This window comes from Paraciimarium castrense LEGE 11436 (assembly GCF_056633055.1).
In genome coordinates, this window is sequence record NZ_JBSJOW010000001.1 from 599,821 (window position 1) to 624,518 (window position 24,698).

The 24,698-nt window shown below is 71.6% G+C and carries 22 protein-coding genes; 12 read left to right on the plus strand and 10 right to left on the minus strand.

Annotated features, from left to right (window positions below):
- Nucleotides 1-21: 21 nt before the first annotated feature.
- Nucleotides 22-1,728 (minus strand): SulP family inorganic anion transporter, encoded by a 1,707-nt coding sequence (locus ACWJIO_RS03235; RefSeq protein ID WP_480311341.1) that lies wholly within the window; start codon nucleotides 1,726-1,728, stop codon nucleotides 22-24.
- Between the two features lie 287 nt (nucleotides 1,729-2,015).
- Here ACWJIO_RS03235 and ACWJIO_RS03240 point away from each other — a divergent pair, with 287 nt between their 5' ends.
- Nucleotides 2,016-3,572 carry a serine hydrolase gene (locus ACWJIO_RS03240; protein ID WP_480311342.1) on the plus strand — a complete coding sequence of 519 codons (1,557 nt, stop codon included), beginning with the start codon at nucleotides 2,016-2,018 and terminating at the stop codon, nucleotides 3,570-3,572.
- Here ACWJIO_RS03240 and ACWJIO_RS03245 read toward each other — a convergent pair.
- Genes ACWJIO_RS03245 through ACWJIO_RS03260 form a run of 4 tightly spaced genes read right to left on the minus strand, consistent with a single transcriptional unit; the run spans nucleotide 3,508 to nucleotide 7,213 of the window.
- Nucleotides 3,508-4,104 carry a PAP/fibrillin family protein gene (locus ACWJIO_RS03245; protein ID WP_480311343.1) on the minus strand — a complete coding sequence of 199 codons (597 nt, stop codon included), beginning with the start codon at nucleotides 4,102-4,104 and terminating at the stop codon, nucleotides 3,508-3,510. The genes ACWJIO_RS03240 and ACWJIO_RS03245 overlap by 65 nt on opposite strands.
- Entirely contained in the window at nucleotides 4,091-5,230 is a 1,140-nt protein-coding gene (locus ACWJIO_RS03250) for a type III polyketide synthase (RefSeq protein ID WP_480311345.1), read from the minus strand. The genes ACWJIO_RS03245 and ACWJIO_RS03250 overlap by 14 nt, the downstream gene beginning before the upstream one ends.
- Nucleotides 5,221-6,405 carry an NAD(P)/FAD-dependent oxidoreductase gene (locus tag ACWJIO_RS03255; protein ID WP_480311346.1) on the minus strand — a complete coding sequence of 395 codons (1,185 nt, stop codon included), beginning with the start codon at nucleotides 6,403-6,405 and terminating at the stop codon, nucleotides 5,221-5,223. Before ACWJIO_RS03255 ends, ACWJIO_RS03250 begins: the two co-directional genes overlap by 10 nt.
- 7 nt (nucleotides 6,406-6,412) lie before the next feature.
- Nucleotides 6,413-7,213 (minus strand): methyltransferase domain-containing protein, encoded by an 801-nt coding sequence (locus tag ACWJIO_RS03260; protein WP_480311347.1) that lies wholly within the window; start codon nucleotides 7,211-7,213, stop codon nucleotides 6,413-6,415.
- Between the two features lie 188 nt (nucleotides 7,214-7,401).
- Here ACWJIO_RS03260 and ACWJIO_RS03265 point away from each other — a divergent pair, with 188 nt between their 5' ends.
- The 8 genes from ACWJIO_RS03265 to ACWJIO_RS03300 are packed head-to-tail and all read left to right on the plus strand — an operon-like array spanning nucleotide 7,402 to nucleotide 15,418.
- Complete coding sequence (locus ACWJIO_RS03265; protein ID WP_480311348.1) at nucleotides 7,402-8,187, plus strand: phosphate ABC transporter substrate-binding protein; 786 nt, start codon at nucleotides 7,402-7,404, stop codon at nucleotides 8,185-8,187.
- Nucleotides 8,184-9,062 carry a phosphate ABC transporter permease subunit PstC gene (gene pstC, locus ACWJIO_RS03270; RefSeq protein WP_480311349.1) on the plus strand — a complete coding sequence of 293 codons (879 nt, stop codon included), beginning with the start codon at nucleotides 8,184-8,186 and terminating at the stop codon, nucleotides 9,060-9,062. The genes ACWJIO_RS03265 and pstC overlap by 4 nt, the downstream gene beginning before the upstream one ends.
- Complete coding sequence (gene pstA, locus ACWJIO_RS03275; protein WP_193815370.1) at nucleotides 9,055-9,885, plus strand: phosphate ABC transporter permease PstA; 831 nt, start codon at nucleotides 9,055-9,057, stop codon at nucleotides 9,883-9,885. The genes pstC and pstA overlap by 8 nt, the downstream gene beginning before the upstream one ends.
- On the plus strand, nucleotides 9,882-10,664 hold the full coding sequence (locus tag ACWJIO_RS03280; RefSeq protein ID WP_480311350.1) for a phosphate ABC transporter ATP-binding protein: 783 nt from the start codon (nucleotides 9,882-9,884) through the stop codon (nucleotides 10,662-10,664). Before pstA ends, ACWJIO_RS03280 begins: the two co-directional genes overlap by 4 nt.
- The gene (locus tag ACWJIO_RS03285) at nucleotides 10,661-11,407 is read left to right on the plus strand and encodes a glycosyltransferase family 2 protein (protein ID WP_480311352.1); all 747 of its coding nucleotides are present in this window, start codon (nucleotides 10,661-10,663) and stop codon (nucleotides 11,405-11,407) included. The genes ACWJIO_RS03280 and ACWJIO_RS03285 overlap by 4 nt, the downstream gene beginning before the upstream one ends.
- Nucleotides 11,407-12,732, plus strand: coding sequence for a hypothetical protein (locus tag ACWJIO_RS03290; RefSeq protein ID WP_480311353.1), 1,326 nt, complete (start codon nucleotides 11,407-11,409; stop codon nucleotides 12,730-12,732). Before ACWJIO_RS03285 ends, ACWJIO_RS03290 begins: the two co-directional genes overlap by 1 nt.
- Before the next feature lie 37 nt (nucleotides 12,733-12,769).
- Nucleotides 12,770-13,660 carry a DUF547 domain-containing protein gene (locus ACWJIO_RS03295; protein WP_480311354.1) on the plus strand — a complete coding sequence of 297 codons (891 nt, stop codon included), beginning with the start codon at nucleotides 12,770-12,772 and terminating at the stop codon, nucleotides 13,658-13,660.
- A gap of 12 nt (nucleotides 13,661-13,672) precedes the next feature.
- Nucleotides 13,673-15,418: an ATP-dependent DNA ligase gene (locus ACWJIO_RS03300; RefSeq protein WP_480311356.1), complete on the plus strand. Its 1,746-nt coding sequence runs from the start codon at nucleotides 13,673-13,675 to the stop codon at nucleotides 15,416-15,418.
- On the opposite strand, the gene ACWJIO_RS03305 is transcribed toward ACWJIO_RS03300, so the two are convergent.
- From ACWJIO_RS03305 to ACWJIO_RS03320, 4 genes are all read right to left on the minus strand, one after another.
- A complete protein-coding gene (locus ACWJIO_RS03305; protein ID WP_480311357.1) occupies nucleotides 15,378-15,965 on the minus strand; it encodes a DUF4178 domain-containing protein in 588 nt (195 codons plus the stop codon). The two genes, ACWJIO_RS03300 and ACWJIO_RS03305, sit on opposite strands and share 41 nt — an antisense overlap.
- Before the next feature lie 71 nt (nucleotides 15,966-16,036).
- Nucleotides 16,037-17,608 carry a polyamine aminopropyltransferase gene (locus ACWJIO_RS03310; protein WP_480311359.1) on the minus strand — a complete coding sequence of 524 codons (1,572 nt, stop codon included), beginning with the start codon at nucleotides 17,606-17,608 and terminating at the stop codon, nucleotides 16,037-16,039.
- A gap of 16 nt (nucleotides 17,609-17,624) precedes the next feature.
- Nucleotides 17,625-17,855, minus strand: coding sequence for a hypothetical protein (locus ACWJIO_RS03315; RefSeq protein ID WP_480311360.1), 231 nt, complete (start codon nucleotides 17,853-17,855; stop codon nucleotides 17,625-17,627).
- Entirely contained in the window at nucleotides 17,840-18,895 is a 1,056-nt protein-coding gene (locus tag ACWJIO_RS03320) for a hypothetical protein (RefSeq protein WP_480311361.1), read from the minus strand. Before ACWJIO_RS03320 ends, ACWJIO_RS03315 begins: the two co-directional genes overlap by 16 nt.
- Before the next feature lie 83 nt (nucleotides 18,896-18,978).
- Here ACWJIO_RS03320 and ACWJIO_RS03325 point away from each other — a divergent pair, with 83 nt between their 5' ends.
- From ACWJIO_RS03325 to ACWJIO_RS03335, 3 genes are all read left to right on the plus strand, one after another.
- Nucleotides 18,979-19,188: a DUF350 domain-containing protein gene (locus ACWJIO_RS03325; RefSeq protein ID WP_480311363.1), complete on the plus strand. Its 210-nt coding sequence runs from the start codon at nucleotides 18,979-18,981 to the stop codon at nucleotides 19,186-19,188.
- Between the two features lie 25 nt (nucleotides 19,189-19,213).
- On the plus strand, nucleotides 19,214-21,700 hold the full coding sequence (locus ACWJIO_RS03330) for a ligase-associated DNA damage response DEXH box helicase (RefSeq protein WP_480311526.1): 2,487 nt from the start codon (nucleotides 19,214-19,216) through the stop codon (nucleotides 21,698-21,700).
- Nucleotides 21,701-21,797: 97 nt separating this feature from the next.
- Nucleotides 21,798-22,190 (plus strand): gamma-glutamylcyclotransferase family protein, encoded by a 393-nt coding sequence (locus ACWJIO_RS03335; RefSeq protein ID WP_480311364.1) that lies wholly within the window; start codon nucleotides 21,798-21,800, stop codon nucleotides 22,188-22,190.
- An 18-nt stretch (nucleotides 22,191-22,208) separates the two neighbouring features.
- Here ACWJIO_RS03335 and ACWJIO_RS03340 read toward each other — a convergent pair whose 3' ends face one another.
- Nucleotides 22,209-24,371 carry a 4Fe-4S binding protein gene (locus ACWJIO_RS03340; protein WP_480311365.1) on the minus strand — a complete coding sequence of 721 codons (2,163 nt, stop codon included), beginning with the start codon at nucleotides 24,369-24,371 and terminating at the stop codon, nucleotides 22,209-22,211.
- Nucleotides 24,372-24,698 lie beyond the last annotated feature (327 nt).

Consider the following 24,698-nt stretch of genomic DNA (forward strand, 5'->3'; position numbering starts at 1 on the left):
CGCGCTGCCTGGGATTGGTCGTCATCCCGGTTGGCGGGTCAGGGCCAAAACGGCATGGTTCAGGGCCTGAAACCGGTCGAGATCAGTGTGATCGTGGGGAAGCTGTTCATAGAGCTTGAGTTGCTCCAGCCGTTGCAGGGTGGTGCCACGGGCTCCCACCACATACACGTTGCGGCCCACTTCGATGGCCTCCTCCACGGCATTCTCGATCGCCAGGGCAGCGGTCAGCCCCAGATGCACCACCTCGCTGAGGTCGAAGATCACCGCATCACAGTCGCCGATGGCGTTGTGTTCCCGGTTGATCGCCTTCGCCACCCCGAAGATCATCGAACCATTGAGCTGGAACAACAGCACCCGCCCCCCGGCCGCATTGAGCAGATGCCGTTCCTCCGGCGTCAGTTCACCGGCGTCGTCACCGGTGCTCACCAGCCGCACGCCGCGGGTCTGCATGGCGCTCATCTTGTCGATGGTGAGGATGTTGGCGATGAAGATGCCCACCCCCACGGCCACCATCAGATCCACCAGCAGGGTGAGGGCGATCACCACATAGGTGATCAGGGCGCCCTTGCCGGAGAGCTGGGGGACGCGGGCGAGAAAGCCCCAGTCCACGATGTCGATGCCCACCTTGAACACGATCGCGGCCAGGACGGCCAGGGGGATCTGGGCCGCCAGGCCCGACCCCGCCAGGATCAGCACGGCCAGGATCACGGCCCGCAGCACCCCTGAAAGCCCCGTGCGTCCGCCCGCCTGGATGTTCACCACCGTGGCGGTGGTGGCCCCCGAGCCGGGCAGGGCCCCGAACAGGCCCGCCGCAATGTTGGCCACTCCCTGACCCACCAGCTCCTTGTTCGACTTGTGCTCCGTGCGGGTGAGGCTGTCGGACACCAGGCAGGTGAGCAGGCAGTCGATCGAACCGAGCATGCCCAGCAGGGCCGCATTGACCAGCACCAGCTGCCAGACATCAGCCGAGAGGGCCGGCAGGGTGAACTGGGGCAGGCTGCTGGAGATCTCGCCGATGCGGCGCAACTCCACGCCGCGGAAGGCCACCAGGGAGAGGATCGTGCCCACGATCAGGGCGAACAGCTGGGCGGGGATCAGCCGTTTGATCCGCTCGGGCGTGAACCACAGCACCAGCAGGGTGAGCAGCGCCAGCAGCGTTTCCATCGGCTGGATGCCCTGCAGCAGCTGGGGAAGATTGCGCAGGGTGCCCATCACTCCGCCCAGGGGCGGCTCCTGGCCGAGCAGCGGCCCGATCTGGAGCACGATCAGAATCGTGCCGATGCCGCTCATGAACCCGGAGATCACCGTGTACGGCATCTGGGTGATGTACTTCCCGAGCCGAAACACGCCGTAGAGGATCTGGAACACCCCCGAGAGCATCACCACGGTGAAGGCGATGGCCAGGGCCTCAGCCGGACTGTTCGCCCGGGTGGTGAGGGTGGCCAGCACGGCGGTGAACACCACCGTCATCGGGCCGGTGGGCTCCGAGATCAGGGCAGGCGTGCCCCCGAACAGGGCCGTGACCAGGCCGATGATCGCTGCCGACCACAGTCCCGCCGCCGCGCCCGCCCCGGAGGCCACGCCAAAGGCCAGGGCCATCGGCAGGGCGATCACGGCGGCGGTGAGCCCTCCGTAGAAATCGCCACGGATGTTGTTGCGGCCGATGTAATTGAAGATCCGGCCGGCCTTGGGGGGCGTCTGCGCCGGGGCGCTGGGGGCTGCTGTCATCAAGCCATCGCGGGGGTCTGGGGAGCCATCGGACCATGGGGCCGCACCGCAAGGGTTCTACCCCATGGGGCCATGGCGCCTTTCGCCCCTCTTCCGCAAGCGGAAGGCCTGGCTCCGGCAGAAGCGCCGGGCGGAAACGCAGATTGCCGGCGGGGCTGAACCGGCCTAGACCCGGGGCCAATCCCCTAACGGGCCAGCATTTGATCCTCCAGCTCCGGGCCAGAAGTAACAGACGCTTTTCATCCTCACGGTCGCTGGCGGCATGGGTGCTGCCTGGGCTGCTGGGGATGCCTGGGCTGCTGGGGATGCCTGGGCTGCTGGGGCTAGCGATCGGCGGACCATCCCTGGCGGCTGCTCCGGCTGCCTCACTGGCATCCACGCCATCGGCAGGGCTGACCACAGCCCAGCTCGATCGGGCCCTGGAGCAGCTGCCCGACCTGATCACCACGGCCATGCAGCGCACCGGGGTGCCTGGGATCGCCGCCGTGGTGGTTCACGGTGACGCCACCGTGTTTCTGCAAGGCTTCGGCAGCCGTCGCCTGGGCAGCACCGAGCCGGTGGATGCCGACACGGTGTTCCAGCTCGCCTCGGTGTCGAAACCGATCACCAGCAGCGCCATCGCCGCGGTGGTGAGCCAGGGGGGGATCAGCTGGGACACCCCGGTGATGCAGCACCTGCCCGAAACGGTGATCGGCGGCCGGGCGATCGGGGCGAAGGTGACCCTGCGGGATCTGCTCTCCCATCGCAGTGGCCTGCCCGACCATGCCGGCGATGAGCTCGAGGACATCGGCTTCGATCGAGCCACGGTGCTGGCGCGCCTGGGGCTGCTGGACACGGGCAACCGCTTTCGCGCTGATTACGCCTACACCAACTTCGGCTTCACCGCCGCCGCCGAAGCGACAGCTCGCGCCACGGGACGTCCCTGGCACGAGCTCACCCGGGAGCAGCTGTTCGGGCCCCTCGGCATGACCCGCACCAGCTCCCTGCATGCCGACTTCATCGGCCACCGCAACCGCGCCGACCTCCACAAGCTCAGCAACGGCACCTGGACGCTGAGCCCCGGTCGCCAGTCGGATGCCCAGTCGCCGGCCGGGGGCGTCAGTTCCACGGTGCGCGACCTGGCCGCCTGGATGAAGAAGCAGCTCAGCGCCGAGGCCAGCTCAGCGCTGGCCGAAACCCACCGGCCCCAGATGATCAGCACCGCCCCCGCCGACCCCACCAGGGATCAGGCCCAGCTCTACGGCCTGGGCTGGAACGTGGGCCGCGACCGGACGAATGCGGTCAGGCTCAGCCACAGCGGCGCCTTCAACCTCGGAGCCGCCACGGCGGTCACCCTGCTGCCGGCCGAGGGGCTGGGGATCGCCGTGCTCACCAATGGCTCGCCGATCGGCGTGCCGGAATCGATCAGCGCCGCCTTCCTCGACCTGGTGCAGACCGGGGAGGTGCGCATGGACTACCTCCCGGTGCTGGCCGAGGTGTTCGCCGAACTGCTCGCCTCCACCTATCCGGTGGTCGGGGCACCGCCCGCGGCACCGGCCCTGCCCCTGGAGCGCTACACAGGCACCTATCGCAATGCCTACGTCGGCACGGTGGAGGTGGTGCCGGCCGGGAATGGCCTGCAGCTGCTCCTGGGACCCGATCGCCTCAGCCGGCCCCTCACCTCCCTGGGGCAGCATCGGTTCTCCTATGAACCCATCGGCGAGAACAACACCGGGCCCAGCGCCGTCACGTTCAGCCTGGGGGCGGATGGCCAGCCCACCACGGTGCGCATCGACAACCTCAACACCCAGGGGATGGGGACGCTGCAACGGCTGCGGCAGCCGGCAGCAGGGCCTCTAGGCTGAGGTCTCCGCGGCGCAGCAGCGCAAACAGGGTGCCCGCATTGCCGCGGCAGAGGCGCAGCTGATCGTCGAGCACCGTGATGTCGAGCCAGGCCGGGAAGCCAGGCGTCACCCGGCGCAGCAGCTGCAGCCGGGTCTGGCCCACGGCGGGCCCCAGCCAGCCGCCCCGCTGGAAACGCACCTCCACCCGCTGGGCCGAGCTGATGGCGATGCGCGCCTCCACCGCGATCCCCCCGAGCGGGGCCAGGGGCCCCGCCGGCAGCAACAGGTTCATGGCCCTCCCCTGGGAGGGGGCCAGCAGTTGCAGGTTCTGCAGCCAGGGGGAGGCCTTGAGGTAGGGCTGGGAGCTGCTGCTCCAGCGCAGCTCCCACACCCCCTCCAACTGCTGCCGGGCTGCATCGCTCTGGAGATCGGCCGGCGAGGAGGCCTCCAGGGCCGTGATCAACGGCCGCACCTCGCCATCACGGCGGTGGGCGCTGCCCCGGGGGCCCTCCTGCAGCAGGGAGAGGAGCTGCAGCCGCTCAGAGTTGCTCATCGCAGTCGACGGCCTCCCGGAGGGCCTCTGGGGGTGTGGGGTCACGGGCCAGTGTGGCGCCATCGACCCCGAACAGGGCTGCTTCCACGGTGAGCCCCGGACCGAATCCCAGGGCCAGGCAGGGGCCTGGGCCGGGGCCCTGTCCCTGCCGCAACCGCTGCAGGATGAACAGCAGGGTGGCGGACGACATGTTGCCGAACCGGCGCAGCACCGCCCGCGACACGGCCAGGCGCTCATCATCGAGCTCGGCGCTCTGCAGCACCGCCGTGAGGATGCGGGGGCCGCCGGGATGCACGGCCCAGTGGCGAATCGCCTCGAGGCTGAGGCCCAGCCCGGCCAGCCAGCCATCCAGCCAGGGCCGCAGCTGCGCCTGGATCACTGCCGGCACCCGCGCCGAGAGCGCCATGGAGAAGCCGTGGTCCTCGATGAGCCAGGCCATCGCCCCGGCCGTGTGCGGAATCACGGTGGAGCCACTGGCCAGCAACTGCAGGCCTCCCTGCCTGGGCGCCTCCCTGCCTGGACTGCCCTGCCCCGCCACGGCCACCACGGCGGCGGCGCCGTCGGCGAACAGGGCGTTGGCCACGATGTGGTCGGGATTCCAGCCCTCCTGCAGGTGCAGGCTGCACAGCTCCACAGCGCAGAGCAGCACGCAGGCCCGGGGATCGGCCTCCACGAAGGCCCGCGCCACCCGCAGACCATTGAGGGCGCCGTGGCAGCCCATGAAGCCCACATGGGTGCGGGCCACGTCCGCCGCCAGGGGCAGACCGGCCAGCAGAGCCAGGTCAAAGCCCGGCGCCGCAAAGCCCGTGCACGACACCGTGACCAGATGGGTGATGGCGGTGCCCGCCACCCCGGCCTCGGCCAGGGCCGCGCGGCTGGCCTGCAGTCCCAGCTCCAGGGCCGCGGGGCCATAGCGCCGCATGCGCACGGCGGTGCTGGGGTTGGGGTCGTCATCGGGGGTGATGCAGTGGCGGTTCTCCACCCCGCAGCGCTCGTAGATGCGGCGCAGCAGCCGCTGCTGGCGTGGGCTGGCCCCGCGCATCTGGGGGGCGCGGGCCAGGGCCTCGGCCTGGCTGAGCCGCAGCTCCGGCACCGCCGTGCCGAGGCCGAGCAGGGTCATCGCCACGGCGCCGCCTCCAGGGGGGAAGGCGCCGCTGGGGTGGAGATCAGCGGCGGCAGAGCGGTGTGCTGCACCCGCTGCAGCAGCGGCCCCGCCGCGAAAGGCAGCAGGGCGGCGGTGCGCTGCAGCGCCGCGGTGGCCGTGGGATGGCGCAGCAGCAGGGCCAGGCCGCGGCAGACCGTCTGCCGGCGCGCCACCCAGTGGCGGTGCTGCTGGTGCCAGTCATCCGCGAGGGCCGGGTCCCACTCCACCAACCCCCGCCGCACCAGGGGCAGGCAGGCCAGCGCCGCGGTGAGCGCCCAGCCCATGCCCTCGCCCGTGAAGGGCTCCACATAGCCGGCGGCATCCCCGAGCAGGAGCAGGCGATGGCCGGCCAGGGGCCGGGTGCGGCGCGTCAGGGGCGCGGTGAGCTGCCAGGACTGTTCAGCGGGCTGTTCGACCAGGGGGGGGAAGCCCGCTTCGGCCAGGATCGCCGCGGCCAGGGGCGCCGGCCCACCGGCGCGGCGAAGGGCGGCGGGATCGAAGGCGCAGGCCAGGTTGAGGGCGCCGGTCTCCACCCGCACCGCCCCCACATAGCCGCCCCGGCCCACCGCCATGTGGATCACCCCAGAGGGATAAGCCTCCGGCGGGCCGGCGGCATCGCCTTCCAGCACGCAGCCCGCCCCCACCCGGCTGCCGGGGGCAATCCGGGTGTGCAGGGCCGGCTCCTGCCGGGGGCCCCGGTGGGTGAGGCCCGCCGCCAGCAGCACCACGGCAGCCCGCAGGCGCTCCTTCCCGCCGCGCCGGTGCAGCACCAGCTCCCGCCAGCCGGGCTGCACCGGCCCCAGCTCAGCCCGGCTGCCGAAGCGCACCGCCGCCCCTGCGTCAGCGGCGGCCTGCAGCAGGGCCTGATCCATGTGGTGGCGCGACAGGGCACGCCCCTGGCGCAGCGGCAGGGGCAGGCTGCGGCCGGCCACCCCCAGCTGGAGCTGCTCCAGGGGCACACCGGCCGCGGCGATGTGGTCCAAACCCATGGCCTGCAGAACAGCCAGGGCCTGGGGGCTGAGGCAGGCGCCACACACTTTCCAGCGGGGAAACTGGCGCTGCTCCACCACCAGCACCCGCGCCCCCTGGCGGGCCAGGCCCAGGGCCGCCGCCGCCCCCGCCGGCCCGCCGCCCACCACCACCACGTCCCAGATCACGGCAGCCTCATCCAGCCGGAGCCGCGGCAGAGCCGGCCTCGCCCGATCCCCGGCGCCAGGAGAGCAGGAACCGCTCCGGCCAGAACCGCCGCAGCTGGGCCCCCTCCAGGCCGGCGGCGGCGGCCAGGGCCGCCACCTCGTCGAGCCGGAAGGCGCCGCCCACCGAGAGGGGCCCATCCACATGCACCACCGGCGAACGGCTCAACAGCCGGGTGCCGGCCCAGGTGAGCAGCAGATCGAGGCGGGTGCGCAGCAGGTCGTGCAGCAGCAGCTGATCGTCGGTGGCGGCTGCCATGTGACGCAACAGGGTCTGGGCCTGGGCGCTGCTGAGGTGATGCAGAAACAGAGAGCAGACCACCAGCTGATAGCCGCCGGGCAGCGGCTCGCCCAGGGCATCGGCCTGGAAGAAGTGGGCCTCCACCCCCTCGGCAAGCGCCAGATCGCCAGCCATGGCCATGGCCTCGGCACTGAGGTCGCAGCCATGCAGCTCCAGATCGAGGCCCAGGCGCCGGCCGAGGCGGCCCAGGGCGCGCAGGCTGTCGCCGCTGCCGCAGGCCACATCCAGCAGCCGCAGCCGCTGGCCGGGCCTGCGCAGGGCCAGCTGGCGCAGGGCCGGTGCAAAGCAGGCCGCACTGCGGGTGAGGGTGTTGATGCGGGCCAGACCGCGCAGGGCATCGCGGTGCACCGCCGGATCGAGCTCCGGCTGATCCATCACCTCCGCGCGCAGCCGCCGCTGGGGCAGGCCTGCCCACAGCTCAGCCAGGGGCACCGAGAGGGTGTCGATCAGCTCGGCCGAGCGCCCACCCATCCCTGAGCCCTGCCTGTGTCACAACGGCCGAACCCTAGGAACCTCCTCCCCGCGGCAGACCAGGCCGCATCCGATCGCCGCCGTCGCCAGTACTTCCAGAGCCCCCGTCGACACCAGCCGTGCCAGTGCACGCTCCAACCGCCAGCAGCGCCCTGGCCCCCAGAGGGATCCTGGCCGCAACAGCTGCCATGGCCGGGCTGCTGGTGGGCTGCTCCTCGGCTGCCTCACCGCCACGGCTCACCCTCACGGGCTCCAGCAGCGTGGCTCCCCTGGCCGGGCAGATCGCCCGCCGCTTCGAGGCCAGCCATCCCGGCGTGCGCATCGACGTGCAGACCGGCGGGTCCTCCCGCGGCCTGGCGGACCTGCGCCGGGGCAGCGCCGACATCGGCATGGTGTCGCGGGCCTTGAACAGCAGCGAGGCCGACCTCCAGGCCACCACCATCGCCCTGGACGGCGTCGCCGTGATCGTGAACAGCAGCAACCCGGTGCAGACCCTGAGCGATGAGCAGATCCGGGGCATCTTCACGGGCCGCATCGCCACCTGGTCGGAGCTGGGCGGCAGCCCCGCGCCGATCACGGTGGTGACCAAGGCCGAGGGGCGCTCCACCCTGGAGGTGTTCCTCGACCACTTCCAACTCGACAACCAGGCCATCCGGGCCAGCGTGGTGATCGGCGATAACCAGCAGGGGCTGCGCACGGTGGCGGGCGATCCCGGCGCCATCGCCTACGTGTCGATCGGGGCGGCGACCCTGGAAGCCCAGCGGGGCCTGGCGATCCGGCTGCTGCCGATGGCCGGCGTGGCCCCCACCCTCACCAACGTGGCCCAGCGGCGTTTCCCCCTGGCCCGGCCGCTCAACCTGGTGAGCAAACCCGATCACTCCAATCCCCTGGCCAGGGACTTCCTGCGCTTTGCCACCGCCCCGGCCAACGATGACCTGCTGGCCCGGGAAGCCGTGGTGGCGCCGGCCCGATGACCAGCGCCGCCGACCGGCTGCTGCTCTGGAGCCTGCGCCTGACGGCCGTGCTGGCCTGCTCGATCGTGGTCTGGATCCTGGCCTTTCTGCTGGGGGAGGCCCTGCCGGCCCTGGGGGCCCTCGGCCCGCTCCGCTGGCTCGGTGATCCCAGCTGGCACCCGACAGTCGGCGCCACGGAGGGCCACTTCGGTCTGGCGCCGATGCTGCTCGCCACGGCGGCCAGCAGTGCCGGTGCCGTGCTGCTGGCCACCCCGGTGGCGCTGGGCTCCGCCCTGTTCTGCCACAGCTATGGGCCACCCCGCTGGAGCGGGGTGTACCGGCGTCTGGTGCAGCTGCTGGCGGGCATTCCCTCGGTGGTGTTCGGCTTCTGGGGGCTGGTGGAACTGACGCCCCGGATCGCCCGCTGGCAGCCGCCGGGCCAGAGCCTGCTGGCGGGGATCCTGATCCTGGCCCTGATGATCCTGCCCACCGTCAGCCTGCTGATGGAGTCGGCCCTGGCGGAGCTGCCGGCGAGTTACCGGCAGGCCGCCGCGGCCCTGGGTCTCAGTCCCTGGGCCAGCCTGCGCCGGGTGCTGCTGCCCGCGGCCGCCCCCGGCCTCGCCTCAGCGGTGCTGCTCGGCAGCGCCCGCGCCATCGGCGAAACCATGGCGGTGCTGATGGTCAGCGGCAACGTGGTGCAGCTGCCGGGCAGCCTGTTCGCTCCGGTGCGCACCCTCACGGCCAACATCGCCCTGGAACTGGGCTATGCCCTGGACCTGCACCGCTCGGCCCTGTTCGTGGGGGGGCTGGTGTTGCTGGTGCTGGTGGCAGCTCTGGTGGCCGTGGCCGAGGGGCTGGCTGCGACGAGCCTGGCCGGAGGGCGGGCCCATGGCTGAGCGGCTGGTGGCTGCTCTGTGTGGTGCGGTGGCTGTGGCCGTCAGCGCCCTGTTCGCCTGGGTGCTGGCCGACCTGCTGCACCAGGGGCTGCCTGAACTCAGCCTCGGCTTTCTGCTGGAGGCCCCCCGCGATGCGGGCCGGGCCGGGGGCATTGCCCCGGTGATCGTGGCGACGCTGTTGATCCTGCTGGTGTGCCTGGCGGCCAGCCTGCCGATCGGGCTGGGCACAGCCGTGCTGCTGGCGGAAGTGAGCCGCGGCCGCAACCGCTTCGCCCGGGCGGTGCGGGGCTCGCTGGACGTGCTGGCCGGTGTGCCCTCGATCGTGTTCGGCCTGTTCGGCAACGCGATGTTCAGCCTCTGGCTGGGGCTGGGCTTCTCGATTCTCTCCGGGGGGCTCACCCTGGCCTGCATGGTGCTGCCCGTGCTGATCCGCAGCTGCGAGCAGGGGCTGCGGGCCGTGCCCCACGACTACCGCCAGGCCGCTGCGGCCCTGGGCCTCTCCTGGGGCAGCACCCTGCGGCTGGTGATCCTGCCCAGCGCCGCCCAGGGCCTGGCGGTGGGGCTGGTGCTCGGCCTCGGGCGGGCCCTGGCGGAAACGGCGGCGCTGCTGTTCACCAGCGGCTACGTGGACCGCATGCCCAGCTCGCTGCTCGATTCGGGCCGGGCGCTTTCAGTGCACATCTACGACCTGGCCATGAACGTGCCCGGCGGAGAAGCCAGGGCCTGTGCGACAGCCGTGGTGCTCGTGGCCCTGCTGCTGCTCTGCAACGGCCTCACGATGCTGCTGGCGACCCGCTGGCAGGGGAGCACCGCGGGCCGATGACCAGCTCCCCCGGCCCGGTGCTGCTGCAGGTGACCAACCTCAGCGTCAGCTACCACCACAGCTGTGTGCTCGACGGCCTCTGCGTGCCGATCCGGCGCGGCGCCATCACCGCGATCGTGGGGCCTTCCGGCTGCGGCAAGAGCACCTTTCTCAGCTGCCTCAACCGGCTCAGCGACCTCAGCGCCGGCTGCCGGGTGAGTGGCTCGATCCGCCTCGACGGGGTGGAGATCACCGGCCCCCAGGCCGACCTGGTGGGCCTGCGCCGGCGGGTGGGCTGGATCGCCCAGCGGCCCAACCCGTTCCCCTTCTCCATCCGCCGCAACCTCAGCGTGCCCCTGGCCCACCACGGCCTGCACGACCGCCGCCGCCGGAACGCCGTGATCGAGAGCGTGCTGCAGGAGGTGGGTCTCTGGCCCGAGGTGCGCTCGAGGCTCGATGACTCGGCCCTCAAACTCTCAGGCGGGCAGCAGCAGCGGCTCTGCCTGGCCCGGGCCCTGGCCCTGCAGCCGGAGCTGCTGCTGCTGGATGAGCCGTGCAGCGCCCTCGATCCCGTGGCCAGTGGCGTGGTGGAAGACCTGATCGCCGGCCTGCGGGGGCGCTGCACCCAGGTGATCGTGACCCATAACCTGGCCCAGGCCCGGCGGCTGGCCGACGACCTGATCGTGTTCTGGACGGCGGAGGGCCGCGGCACGATCGTGGAGCAGGGGCCCGCCGAGCAGCTGTTCAGCGCGCCCGCACACCCGATCACAGCGGCCTACCTGAGGGGCGAACGCGGATGACCACAGCCCGTCCTGCCACGCCCCTCGATGCCGTGCTGGCGATCATTCCCGTGCGCAACGAGGCGGCCACGATCGCCGCGGTGATCGAGGGCCTGCAGCGCCAGGGCGTGGGCCGGATCCGTGTGGTGGACAACGGCAGCAGCGACGCCAGTGCCGCCATCGCCCGCCACTGCGGTGCTGAGGTGCTGAACGAACCGGTGCCGGGCTACGGGCGGGCCTGCTGGCGGGGGCTGCTCGACCTGCCGGAGCCGATCGGCTGGATCCTGTTCTGCGACGGAGACGGCAGTGACGACCTGGGCGTTCTGGACCATTGGGCCGCGCTGATGGCGGGGGCCGATCTGATCCTGGGCAACCGCATGGCCAGCCCGGCCGGGCAGCGGCTGCTGACGCCGGCGCAGCGCTTCGGCAATGGTCTGGCCACCCGGCTGATCCGGCTCGGCTGGGGGCACCGCTTCGCCGACCTCGGTCCGCTGCGCCTGATCCGCCGCGAGGCGCTGCTGGCGCTGCGGATGCACGACCGCGGCTTCGGCTGGACGATCGAGATGCAGGTGAAGGCCGTGGAGGCGGGCCTGCGGATCCAGGAACAGCCCGTTGAGCCACGCCGCCGCGCGGGCGGGCAGTCCAAGATCTCCGGCACGGTGGCCGGCAGCGTCGGGGCCGGCGTCGGCATCCTCACCACCCTGGGTGGCCTCTACCTGCGCAAGCTGCTGCGCCCGCTGCAGCCGGCCAGGAGGGGCGCCTGATGGCGGGCTGGGCGTTGCCGGGCAGCTGTCTGCTGCTGGTGCTCGGCGCGGCGCTGATGGCGCCCCAGGGTCTGTTGCACGATCCTCAGGTGATGCCGGGCTTCTGGCGGGCCGCGGCGGTGCTCGGCGCCGGCTTCGCCCTCTCCTGGCGGCTGCGCTGGGTGGGCGCCGCGGCCTTCTGGGGCGTGGCCGTGCTCACCCGGCTGCTGCTGCTGCCCATGGAGCCCAGCGATGACATCTGGCGCTACCTCTGGGAAGGCCAGATCCAGCGGTTCGGCTTCAATCCGTTCCTGCTGGCCCCGGACGCGGCCCTGCTGGAGCCGCTGCGCACCTCCTGGTGGGGCCAGATCAACCATCCAGACGTCACGGCGATCTACCCGCCCCTCACCCAGCTGCTGTTCCGGCTGCTGGCGGCACTGTCACCGGCGGAGCTGGGCCCGGCGGTGCTCCCGTTCAAGCTCGCCTTCGTGGCGGCCGATCTGGCCCTGTGTGGCCTGCTGGCCCGCCGCTTCGGCCGATTGCCCAGCCTGCTCTACGCCTGGAACCCGCTGGTGCTGGTGAGCATCGCCGGCGGCGGCCATTTCGAGAGCTGGTTCCTGCTGCCCCTGGTGGGCGCCTGGCTGCTGATCGAGCCCCACTCCACCGCCACGCCCTCCAGCCAGGACCCCGCCCAGACCCCCACCCGCCTGCTGATCGCAGCCCTGCTGGTGGGCCTGAGCGTGGCGATCAAATGGGTCTCCCTGCCGATGCTGGGCCTGCTGTTGTGGCGGGCAATCCGAGAGCGGGGCTGGGGGCTGGCGGCTGCGACGGCGCTGCTGGGGGTGCTGCCGATGGCACTCGCCTCGCTGCCGTTCTGCGGCACCAGCGGCTGCCCGCTGATTCCCGTGGGCTCCAACTTCGTGCGCCAGGGCCGCAGCGCCGAACTGGTGCCCCACCTGGTGGGGCAGCTTTGGGGCTGGTCCCGGGCCCACAACAGCCTGTTTCTGGGGGCCCTGGCGGCCGTGGCCCTGGCGCTGATCCTCACCAATTCCGCCTTCGGGGTGTTCTGCCGCCGCTACCTGATGGCCCTGCTGCTGCTCTCACCGATCGTGCACGGCTGGTATCTCACCTGGCTGATGCCCTTTGCGGTGCCCACCCGGGCCTGGGGGGCACGGCTGCTGAGCCTCTCGGGGTTTGTCTATTTCGTGCTGCCCTCGCGGCTGCCCGACTGGAACCTCAGCGAGCCGGAGCGCTGGCTGTTGTGGGGACCCTGGCTGATCGGCCTGGCCCTGGAGATGGGGCTGCGCTGCCGCGGGGACCCTGCCGCGCCCCCCAAGCGGGCCTGAAAGGTCCCTTCTGTTCCCTTCCATCCCTGATCACCCCATGGCCTCCCCCATCCAACCCCGCACCCTCCTGAAACTGCCCCTGCCCGGCCGCCTGGCCCTGGCCCTGAGCCTGGTGCTGGTGGCGGGCTGCGGTCCCCTGGCCCTGCCCTGGCAGTCCCCGGCAAGCCAGGGAGGCGGCAGCTCGGCCACATCCAGCACGGCCCTGACGCCCCCCCTGGACCACGCCCGCTACGCGGTGGTGCTGGAGCGCTTCGTCGACACCAGCGGCCTCGTCAACTACACCGCCCTGCAGAAGGATCCCGGCGATCTGGAGGCCTACGTGGCCGAACTGGCTGCCGTGACCCCCGCCAGCTTCCAAGCCTGGGACGAACCCGAGCAGATCGCTTTCCTGCTCAATGCCTACAACGCCCTCACCCTGGAATCGATCATTGAGCAGAAGCCGCTGAAATCCAGCATCCGCGACATCCTCGGGGTGTGGAAGCTCAACCGCCACCAGGTGGCCGGCGAGGCGATGACCCTCGATCACCTGGAGCACGGCATCATGCGCAAGGACTACAACGAGCCCCGCATCCACGCGGGCCTGGTGTGTGCCGCGATCAGCTGTCCACCCCTGCGGCGCGAGCCCTACGTGGGCTCCAGGCTCGATGAGCAGCTCGACGACCAGGTGCGGCTGTGGCTGGGCAGTCCCCAGGGGCTGGTGATCGATCAGGGCACCGGCACGGTGGCGATCTCGGCCATCTTCCAGTGGTTCGCGGAAGACTGGAACGCCTCCTACAGCACCGACAGCGGCTACGGCCGCCACACCAAACAGCGGCCCGTGCTGCACTTCATCAGCGGCTACGTCAGCCCCGCCGAGCAGGCCTACCTGCGCAAGGGTGACTACAACCTCACCACCCTCAACTACGACTGGTCGCTCAATGGCCAATGAACGGGGGCGCCGATGCGTCAGTTCACCGCGCTGATCGAGCAGCTCGATGGCTGCCCCGGAACCCTGGCCAAGGTGGAGGCCCTGCGGGTCTGGTTCGCCGCCGCCCCGAAGGCCGATGCCGCCTGGGCGCTGCACTGCCTGCTGGGCAAGCAGCGGCGGCGGCTGATCAGCGGCCGCCGCCTGCGCCAGATCTGCCTGGAGGCCTCGAGCCTGCCGGAGTGGCTGTTCGACGACTGCCACGCCCAGGTGGGTGATTCGGCCGAGACGATCGCCCTGCTCTGGCGCCGGCAGCCCTGCCTGGAGGGTCACCCCCGGGGCGGCACCCCCCAAGCCTCCCTGCAGGAGTGGATGGAGCAGCGCCTGCCGGCCCTGGCGGCCCTCGAGGGCGAGGCCCAGGCCGAGGCGGTGCAGGCCCTCTGGCAGGGGCTGGAGCCCGATGAGCTGCTGGTGGTGAACAAGCTGCTCACGGGCGGCTTTCGCATCGGCGTGGGCCAGGGCCTGGTGCTGCGCGCCCTGGCCAGCCACAGCGGCCTGAAGACCTCCCTGCTGGCCCACAGGCTGATGGGTGGCTTCTCGCCCAGCGCCGAGGCCTGGACAGCCTTGCTCGCCCCCGACCGGGGCGACGAGCACCGCAGCAGCCGTCCCTATCCCTTCTTTCTGGCCTCACCCCTGGAGCTGCCGCCGGACCCCCAGCAGCACCCCCTGCCCGGCGGCGCCGGCGCCTGGCTGGCGGAGTGGAAGTGGGACGGCATCCGCGGCCAGCTGATCCGCCGGGGCGACAACAGCCTGCTCTGGAGCCGCGGCGAGGAGCTGATCAACCCCGCCTTCCCCGAACTGGTCGCCCTGGCGGACAGCCTGCCCCAGGGCACCGTGCTCGATGGCGAGATCCTGGTGTGGCAGGCGGAGGCGCAGCAGCCGGAAGCCTTTGCGGCCCTGCAGCGGCGCCTGGGCCGCAAGGCCCCGGGCCGAGCGCTCCTGGCCGCCTGCCCCGCCGTGTTCCAGGCCTACGACCTGCTGGAACAGGGGGGCCAGGACCTGCGCCAGCAACCGCTCAGCCAGCGCCGCGCCGCCCTGGAGCAGCTGATCCAGCAGCACCGGGCAGCGGCGCACGCTGCCGCAGCCGGGCACCTGCGCCTCTCCCCCCAGCTGGCCCTGCAGCGCTGGGAGCAGCTGGAGCCGTTGCGGCAGCAGGCCAGGGCCGCCGGCGCCGAGGGGCTGATGCTCAAGGCCCGCGACTCCCCCTACCGCTCCGGCCGCCGCCGCGGCAGCTGGTGGAAGCACAAGCTCGAGCCCTACCGCCTCGATGCCGTGCTGCTCTACGCCCAGGCCGGCAGCGGCCGCCGCGCCAATCTGTTCACCGATTACACCTTCGCCCTCTGGGACGACCCCGAGCCCGCTGCTGTGGGGCCCGCGGCTGCCGCAGTGGAGCAGCGGCGGCTGGTGAGCTTCGCCAAGGCCTACTCCGGCCTCGATGCCGCCGAGATCGCCAGCCTCGATCGCTGGATCCGCAGCCACACCCTGGAGCGCTTCGGACCGGTGCGGGCAGTGCAGCCGCTGCAGGTGTTCGAGCTGGCCTTCGAGGGTCTGCAGCCCTCGCGGCGCCACAAGAGCGGCATCGCCGTGCGCTTCCCGCGCATCAGTCGCTGGCGCCAGGACAAACCCGCCGCCGAGGCCGACAGCCTGGCCACGGCCCGGGCCCTGCTGACCCACCCGGAACTCAGCGGTACACCGAGCGGCCATCGCCCGGCAGCAGGCTGAGGCTGGTGGGCTCGATGCGCCGGCCCGCCGTCACCTCCACCTCCTGGTCATCGCCGCTGCCCCAGAGCTCCAGGCAGAGCACATAGCCCTCCGGAGCGACGTAATCGGCATAGCGGCAGCGGCCAGGCCGCTTGTTGAGCGTGCGCAGGCTGCTGGTGAGGTCGGCCTGGCCCTGCTCCCGCAGGGTGTAGGGACGACCCTGCCAGTCCAGCTGTCGGGGCGGTGGCAGGGGCGGCAGCCAGGACACCGCCTCCAGCCAGCTCACCTCCAGCCAGTCGTCCTCGCACACCACCAGCCAGCGGATCTCCTCGCCATCCCGCAGCAGATACTCCAGCCACTGGAAGCCCTCATCGTCGTAGAGGAGGCGGTCTTCCACCACCCAGTCGCGGGCCTCCGCCTGCACGATGTCGCCCTGCTGCAGATCGAAGAGGGTGCGCTCCCGCAGCGCGATCCGCCGCTGCCGCACCAACTGCAGACGCCGGCTGCGCTGCACGGCCAGCAGGACGGCCGCCGCCGCCACGAGCACCAGCAACAGCAGCACGGCCATGGTGGCCACCAGGCATCAGCTCCGAACCTTATTCGCGCTGGGCCACCGGTCCAGCCAGACGGCCGATCGGCTCAATCGGCCCGCCAGCGGCTCTGGCGCTGGTAGTCCACCAGCACCGGCCGCACCAGCCGGTTGGGCTGCACCTGCTCCCCCTCGGGAGGCCTGAGATCCCTGGGCAGCGCGAACAGCTGGGTGAGCTGGGTGGTGTCCAGCCAGCGCCCCTCAAACGGCAGCGAGGGGCTTGCCAGGCTGCGGCCCGGCCGGTGGGCCAGCACGAAGCCCCAGGGCCCGAAGCTCGGCACCGTGACGCTGTAGGGCTTGGTGGTGAGCTTCAGGGCCTCAAAGGTGGCCTGGATCGACGCCAGCACCTTCGGGGTGAAGAACGGGGTGGAGGCCTGGGTGACGATCAGGCCACCCGGCTGCAGCTGCCCCAGCAGGCGGCCGTAGAAGCCCACGCTGTAGAGCCGGGCCAGGGGAGCGGTGGCCGGATCGGGGAAGTCGGCGATGATCACGTCGTAGCCGCCAGGCAGGCTGGGCACCAGGGCAAGGGCGTCGCCCACGTGCAGATGCACCCGCGGATCGCCGAGGCTGGAGCGGTTCAGACCCAGCAGAAAGGGGTGGCGGCGGGCCAGCTGCAGCATCGCCGGGTCCAGCTCCACCAGATCCACCCGCTGGACTTCCGGCCAGCGCAGGATCTCCCGCAACGCCAGGCCGTCGCCGGCGCCCAGCAGCAGCACTCGCTGCGGCCGCCCGTGCAGGGCCATGGCGGGGTGCACCAGGGCCTCGTGGTAGCGGTATTCATCCAGGCTGGAGAACTGGAGATTGCCGTCCAGATAGAGGCGCAGATCGTCGCGGCGGCGGGTGAGCACGATGCGCTGGTAGCGGCTCTGGAAGCGGCCGATCACCGGATCGTCGTAGAGCCTGTCCTCCACCCGATCGCCGAGGGGCGCCACCAGCAGGGCCGCTGCAGCCGCCAGGGGCACGGAGGCACTCACGGGGGCGCGCCAGCGGCCCAGCACGGGAAAAGCCCAGCAGAGGGCGGCGCTGCACAGCAGGGGCACCACCGCCAGCAGGGCCGCGGTGGGCAGCAGCCCGAGCCAGGGCAGCAGCAGCAGCGGGAAGGCCAGCGAGCCCAGCAGGGCGCCCAGGTAGTCAAGGGCGAGCACGCGGGCCAGGGCGGTGCGCAGCTGCTCCTGTCCCTCCAGCATGCGGGTGAGCAGGGGCAGCTCCATGCCGCCGAGCAGACCCACGGCCAGGGTGAGCAGCACCAGGCCGAGCCACAGGGGCCCATCGGCGGCGAACAGGGCGAACAGCCCCAGCGGCCCCAGCAGGCAGAGCGGACTCAGCCCCAGCTCCACCAGCACAAACGCGCGCAGCAGGGCCGAGCGGTCCTCACTGCCCCGGGACTGGGCCCCCTGGGCCTGGGATCCGGCCGCCACGAACTGGCTGAGCCAGGCCCCCAGCCCCATCGCCGCCAGGAAGGTGCCCACCACCACCCCCGTGGCCAGGGCGGCATCGCCGGCCAGGTAGCTGGCCTGGGTGACCAGCAGCAGCTGCAGCACCAGCCCCACCGCCGAGGACACCGCCGCCGTGACCAGCAACAGGCGCACCTGCCGGGGCTGCAGCGGCGCCGCGCTCAGCACGGCTGAACGATGGCGCTCACTTGGCACCGCCGGGCCCCCGTCCCTGGAAACCGCCCCAGGCCCGGCGCGGCCCCTGGCGCTGCCAGCGGCCGGAGCGGTAGTCACCCCGCAGCACCACCCCGCTGGAGCGGCTGGCCCGGCTGGCACCCTCCTCACCGAGTCGGTACAGCATGGGGCGCGTGATCGCCAGACCGGTGCCGAGCAGCACCGCCAGAAGCAACAGTCCGAGGATCAGCTGACGTTCCATTCACTGCCCTCCTGGGCGGAGCTGCCGGGGGAGGGCCCGGCTGGGCCAACGGGCCGGGCCGCCACCAGCCAGGGCGTCACGACGCCATCCTCCACCAGCAACTCCAACCACTCCAGCTCCAGGGTGCCCGCCGCCAGCTGGGGCGGCACGACGACCTGGATGCGCACGCTGCCGGGCTGGGCCAGCTTCAGATGGCAGGTGCTCTGCAGGCTCCACCACTCCTCCTCCGAGCCGCTCCAGTGGTGCAGCCGCACCGAGCGGCTCTCCTGCAGCAGCGGCCGTCCCCAGGCATCGCTCAGGCGCAGCTCCAGCTCCACATTGGCCGGGGGGGCCTGGCTCCCCAGGGCAGGGGTTCGATGGGGCGGCAGGGGCAACCGATCGGGCTCCTCGTAGCGGGCCTGCACCACCAGTCGCAGCAGGCCGTCGGCCCCGAGGTCGAGCCGCATCCCCAGCGTCGCCTCATCGCTGCGCTGGCGGCGGCGCAGCCGGCAGTCGCCGTAGACGGCCCCCCACAGCAATCGCACCAGCACGGCCGCGCAGAGCGCGGTGATCAGCAGCAGGCCACGATCCACGCTGTGGTTCTGCACGCTGAGGCGCAGCCGCAGGGGCTCCAGCAGCGGCTGGCCGGCGGCGCCGAGCAGCTGCTGGCGCACCAATTGCAGCCGGTACATCCCACTGGCCGGCAGGCGCAGGGCCAGCTCAAGGCCGGCATCGCCCTCGTCGTAGGTTCCGCTCTCGCCATCCTCCTGCCAGCTGCCGCGCTCCCGCCACCCCTCCTTGCTCAGCTGCAGCACCGGTTCGCCGCCGGCCGTGAGCAGGTCAACGTCCAGGCCCACCGAACTGTTGGCTGGCAGGTCCATGTGCAATTGCAGGCGGGGACTGCCAAGCCAGCCACCCTGCAACCGGAAGGGCTCGCTGAGTACCGGGGTAGCGGCATCGAGAATCAGCAGCTGGCGCTGGCGGGGCGTCACCAGGGACACCAGCAGCACCGCCAGCGGCAGCAAGGGCAATAGGGCGGCCAGCAGGGGCCAGCGCACCAAGGATGGGGCTTCGCGCTGCAGGGCCTGTCATGGCAGCCGTCGGTAGCCTACGGGTGGCGACGAGCCGTTCACCGATCCCGCCCATGACCCGCCCCCTGCTGCAGTTGCTGTTCACCGTGGGATGGACCGTGGTGGGGGTGCTGCTCATCTACGCCGGCACGGTGCTGTTCGACCGGCTCGCCCCGATCGACTACCGGGCCGAAATCCGCAAGGGCAACGTGGCGGCCGGGCTGGTGCTGGCTGCCGTGATCCTGGCGGTGGCCGCCGTTGTGGTCACGGTGCTGGCCACCTGAGCACGTCGCCGCGGTGAGCCCCTCCATGGCGGCGCAGCTGGCGCCGATCGAAGCCTGGTTCAAGCAGCAGGGCTGGCGGCCGATGCCTTTCCAGCGCCAGTGCTGGCGCGCCTACCTGCAGGGCCGCAGCGGCCTGATCCAGGTGCCCACCGGCTCCGGCAAGACCTACGCCGCCGTGATGGGCCCGATCGCCGCCATGCTGGCCGACCTCCAGGCGGGGGGTGCCCCAGGCCTGCGCCTGCTCTATCTCACCCCCCTGCGGGCCCTCAGCCGCGACCTGGCCCTGGCGATCCAGGCCCCGATCACCGCCATGGGCTGGCCCCTGAGGCTGGCGATCCGCAATGGCGACACGCCCAGCAGTGAGCGCACCCGCCAGATCAGGCGGCCGCCGGAGATCCTGATCACCACGCCGGAGTCCCTGGCGTTGCTGTTGGCCAGTGCCCACACCGAGGCGCTGTTCGGCCAGCTCCAGGCGGTGGTGCTCGATGAGTGGCACGAACTGATGGGGAGCAAACGAGGCAGCCAGAGTGAGCTCTGCCTCAGCTGGCTGCGGCAGCGCCGCCCGCAGCTGCGCACCTGGGCGATCAGCGCCACCATGGGCAACCTCGAGGATGCCGCCCGGGCGGCGGTGGGGGTGACGCACCAGGAGCCGCTGCTGATCAGCGCCAGGCTGCGTCGCGGCACGGCCATCCGCAGCCTGTTGCCCGATCAGATCGATGGCTTCCCCTGGGCCGGCCACCTGGGGCTGCGCATGCATGAGGAGCTGGTGGCGGGCCTGGATCCAGCCACCCCCACCCTGCTGTTCACCAACACCCGCAACCAGGCCGAGCGCTGGTACCAGTGCCTGCGCTTCGCCTGCCCCGAGATGGAGGGGGCCCTGGCCCTGCACCACAGCGCCATCGACCGCGCCGAGCGGGAGGCGATCGAAGCCGGCGTCAAGGCCGGCCAGCTCAGCTGGGTGGTGTGCACCAGTTCGCTGGATCTGGGGGTGGACTTCCAGCCTGTGGAGCGGGTGGTGCAGATCGGCAGTGCCAAGAACCTGGCCCGGCTGCTGCAGCGGGCCGGTCGCAGTGCCCACAAGCCCGGCGGCACCTCCCAGGTGCTGTTCATGCCCACCCACGCCCTGGAGCTGCTGGAGGTGAGCGCCATGCGGCGGGGCCTCGCCGAGGGTCTGGTGGAGGAGCGGCGGGCTCCGCAGGCCCCGCTCGATGTGCTGCTGCAGCACCTCACCAGCCTGGCCTGCGGCCCTGGCTTCCACCCCGAGCGGGAGCTGGCTGCGGTGCGCAGCGCCTGGAACTACCGCCACCTGAGTGAGGCCAGCTGGACCTGGTGTCTGCGCTTCCTGGAGCAGGGGGGCGACTGCCTCGGCGCCTACCCCCGCTTCCGCAAGCTCGAGCGCCAAGGGGCGGGTAAGAGCCTGCGGCTGGTGGTGAGCGAGCCCGCCATCGCCCGGCTGCACCGGCTCAACATCGGCACGATCACGGCAGACCGCGCCGTGACCGTGCGGGTGGTGCGCGGGGCCGTGCTCGGCCATGTGGAGGAGAGCTTCATCGGGCGCCTCAAGCCCGGCGATGTGTTCTTCTTCGCCGGGCGGCAGCTGGAGTTCGTGCGGCTGCGGGAGATGACGGCCCAGGTGAAAGCCACCACGCGCAAGAGCCAGGCGGTGCCGGCCTGGGCCGGCGGCCAGATGGCCCTCTCCGACCTGCTCAGCCACCACCTGCGCCAGGAGGTGCACCGGGCGGCCTGCGCTCTTGAGGATCCCCAGGCGCCACCCCTCGACACCCCTGAGCTGAAGGCCCTCGAACCGCTGCTGCGCCGCCAGGCCGACCTCTCCGCCCTGCCGCGCCAGGACCAGTTCCTGGTGGAGTTCTGCAGCAGCCGCGAGGGCCGCCATCTCTACGCCTACCCCTTCGAGGGGCGCTTCGTGCATGAGGGCATCGGCTTTCTGTGGGCCTGGCGCCTGGCCCGCCATGCCCCCAGCACGATCACCGTGTCGGTGAACGACTACGGCTTCGAGCTGCTGGCACCCCGCGGCTATCGCTTCGAGGAGCTGTTCGAGCAGCACGCCGACGAGCTGCTGGACGAGGGCGACCTCGAGGCCCATCTGGAGCAGGCCCTGAACGTGTCGGAGCTGAGCCGGCGGCGCTTCCGGGCCATTGCCCAGATCAGCGGCCTGGTGCTGAACGGCTATCCGGGCCAGGGCCGCAGTGGCGGCCAGCTGCAGATCAGCGCCGCCCTGCTGTTCGATGTGTTCCAGCGCCATGAACCCGGCAACCTGCTGCTTGCCCAGGCCCATGCCGAGGTGCTGCAGCAGCAGCTGGAGCTGCCCCGCATCGCGGCGGCGCTGCGGCGGCTGATGGGCTGCCGGCTGCTGCTGCAGCGCACGCCGCGGCCCGGGCCCCTGGCCTTCCCCCTGCTGGCGGAGCGACTCAACAGCCGGCTCAGCACCGAATCCCTGCTCAGCCGGCTGCAGCGCCTGCGGGAGCAGGCCGAACGCCTCGAGGCCTGCTGAGCATGGAGGCGCTGAAGCTCAGGCCTTTTCGAGTTTCTTGACGATGAAGGCCATCAATCCCAGCGAGGCAGCCAGGGCAATCAGCAGGGCCAGGGTCATGGAGGATCGGGCAATTGAAGCGGATTATCGCCGGGTGTTCGTCTACGGCACCCTGCAGCGGGGGCAGGTGAACCATGCCTGGCTGGCACATTGCCCCTTTCTGGGGAACGACCGCCTGCCAGGCGCCTGGCTCCACGACCTGGGCCCTTTCCCCATGGCCGTGCCGGACCCAGCGGGTGACCCGAAGGCGGTGGTGCGTGGAGAGCTGTTCGCCATCACCGAGGCCACCCTGGTGCAGCTCGATCGCCTGGAGGGCGCCCCGAGGCTCTACCAGCGCCACTGGCTGCAGCTGCTGTCAGGCGCCAGCGCCTGGGTGTATCTGGGCCGCGCGCCACAGGTGCGCCACTCCCCCAGGCTCCTGGACGGCCGCTGGCGGGGTCGCCGCCGCTGAGGCACGCCGGCGGGCCTCCTACAGAGCCACCAGCCAGCGCCCACTGGCCGCCAGCAGCAGCAGGCCGGATCCCGCCAAGGCCAGGCCCAGGCGGCCGGGCTGCAGCAGGCGCAGCACCAGCGGCAGGCAGGCCAGGGCGCCCACCAGCACGCTGAGGCTCTGGCAGAACGCCAGCACGTGGGGATCGGCGCTCCAGTGGGGCAGGCCAATGGCCCAGCTCTGCACGCCGGCGAAGGCCGAGCCCAGCCCAGCCGCACTCACCGGCAGCAGGCGCCCCGCCTCCAGCAGGCCATGGGGCAGGTGGCGCGCCAGCAGCAGACCCCAGAGCAGGGGCAACAGGGCATAGGGCACCAGGCGCCAGCGCTCACGGCTCAGCAGCAGCCGCAGGGGCAGCAGCAGCAGGGCGGGCAGCGCCAGGGCCAGGGCCGCCACGGCCAGGCGGATCAGCAGGTCGCCACTGTGCAGGGAAGCCGGCGCCCAGGGCAACCAGCCCAGCAGCCGCTGCCAGTGGTTGAGGCACACCCCACCGGCCAGCACCAGGATCAGGGCGGCCTCGCCGGCCGGGGGGTCCATGGCGCGCTGCAGATCGGCGGCCGGCGGCCGCAGCCGCAACTGCACCGAGCGGTGGGGACAGGCCGCCGCACAGGTGAGACAGAGCACGCAGTTGCGGTTGTCGCTGAGGTGGGCGGGGTGGGTGCCAAGCGGACAACCCTCGCTGGCCAGGCCCTCCCCCTCCGCCGGGCCGCCCTTGAAACAGGCGTAGCTGCTGCAGCTGCCGCTGCAGGTGCCCGCCTGGGCCCGCAACTCCAGGATCGAGAGCTTGGCGAACAGGCCGTTCATCCCCCCCACCGGGCAGAGGTAGCGGCACCAGAAGCGCTTCTCGAACGCCAGCGAACCCAGCACAGCCCCAGCGGTGATCAGCAGCAGCAGGGCGCTGCTCAGCCAGGCCGTGTTCTCGAGGTTGCCCAGCTCCTCCCACACCAGGATCGCCGCAAATCCGGCCGCCAGCAGGGGCGCTGCCCAGCGGTCGGTGTCGCCGCGGGGCCAGGGGCGAGGCTGCCAGCCCAGCCAGCGCGCCAGCCGCTGCGTGATCTCGCCCCACACCATGAACGGGCAGAAGGAACACCAGAGGCGCCCCAGCAGGGGATAGCCCAGCAGGATCAGGGGCCACCACCAGGCCCAGAAGAGGTTCAGGGCGCCGTTGTGCTGGCGGTCCTGGGGGCCGAACCACAGCCACAGGTTCACCAGCACGAAGACCCAGCTCACCAGGCCGAACAGCAGCGTGTTCCAGAGCCGCGGCGAGCGCATCAGGTTGCGCAGGCCGGGCTTCCAGCGCCAGAGGTCGAAGCGCAGCCGGGAGGGCCGGCTCAGCGTCCAGAACACGTCCTCGGGTAGGCACGGGCCCGCGGCGTCCCTCGCCATCGGCGCACCGCCCTCCTGGCGCCGGGCCTGCTGCAGGGCCCTGGCCACCAGGGCGTCCAGCTCCCGCAGGTTGTTGGGGAAGTCGTAGGCCTGGAGCCGCTTCACCACCGCCTCGCTCACCCTGGGGGCGACCGTCCAGCCGAGCCCAGGGGCTCTCAGGCGCACGATGTAGCGCAACCACTCACCCAGGTCCTGGCGCCGCACCCGCAGCGGCGGCACGCGGATCACCTCGCACAGCCCATCGAGCTGGGGCTGGGCGCACTCCGCCGTGAACAGAAGCCGCCCGCGGAACTGACGCCACGGGCCATTCCCAGCGGGGGCCCGCCAACGCCCCGTGGCGGCCAGCTCCAGAAGGGCCGGCAGCAGGGCCTCTGGCACCTGGTCCACCTGGTCAATGAGCAGGGAGCCTTCCCCGAGGGAATCCAGCAGGGAACCGACGCCGTCGCTGCCGGAGGGGCCGAACAGATTGGCCCCATCGCCGCGCAGGCTGGCCCCGGCGAGGCGCACCAGCAGCCGGCGCCGGCATGGCGAACCGAAGTGAATCAGGGCGGCGATGTTGTCCTTCTCCAGCCCGGGCTCGCCGCTCACCAGCACGGCCTTCCTGGCCGGGTCTGCCGCCGCCTGGCGAATCTGCTCCCTCAGGCGAGAGGCATAACGACTGCTGCCCACAACCCCACGCCGGGCACGCCCCACCAGAAAGGGGGCCAGCTTGAGATAGGCGGCTGAGGGATCAGAAGCTGGGGTTGGGCTAGCAGACACTGCTCTGGCGGCAACGGCAATTCAGTCAGCCCGGCCGCTGCTGCGACAAAGCTTGGTGAGTGGATCAATTCACACTGAGAAAGTGTTGTCGGAAGCCAGCCATCGCAGGGTTAAAGATCCTTCTACCACCCAGCCTGAACCACCGAGTTCCGGGCAAAGCTCTAATGTTGAGCGTGAGGATGCTGCGTTTGTCACTCATCCTGAACACGCTTGTTTTGCAAGGCTTGTCTAGTTACCGCTGAACTCCCCAGGCGTGGCGCTAATCAGTTGAACTTCTTGACTCATCTGGTGCCAAGATGCAAGTGATTGCGCTCATTCAAGGCCTCG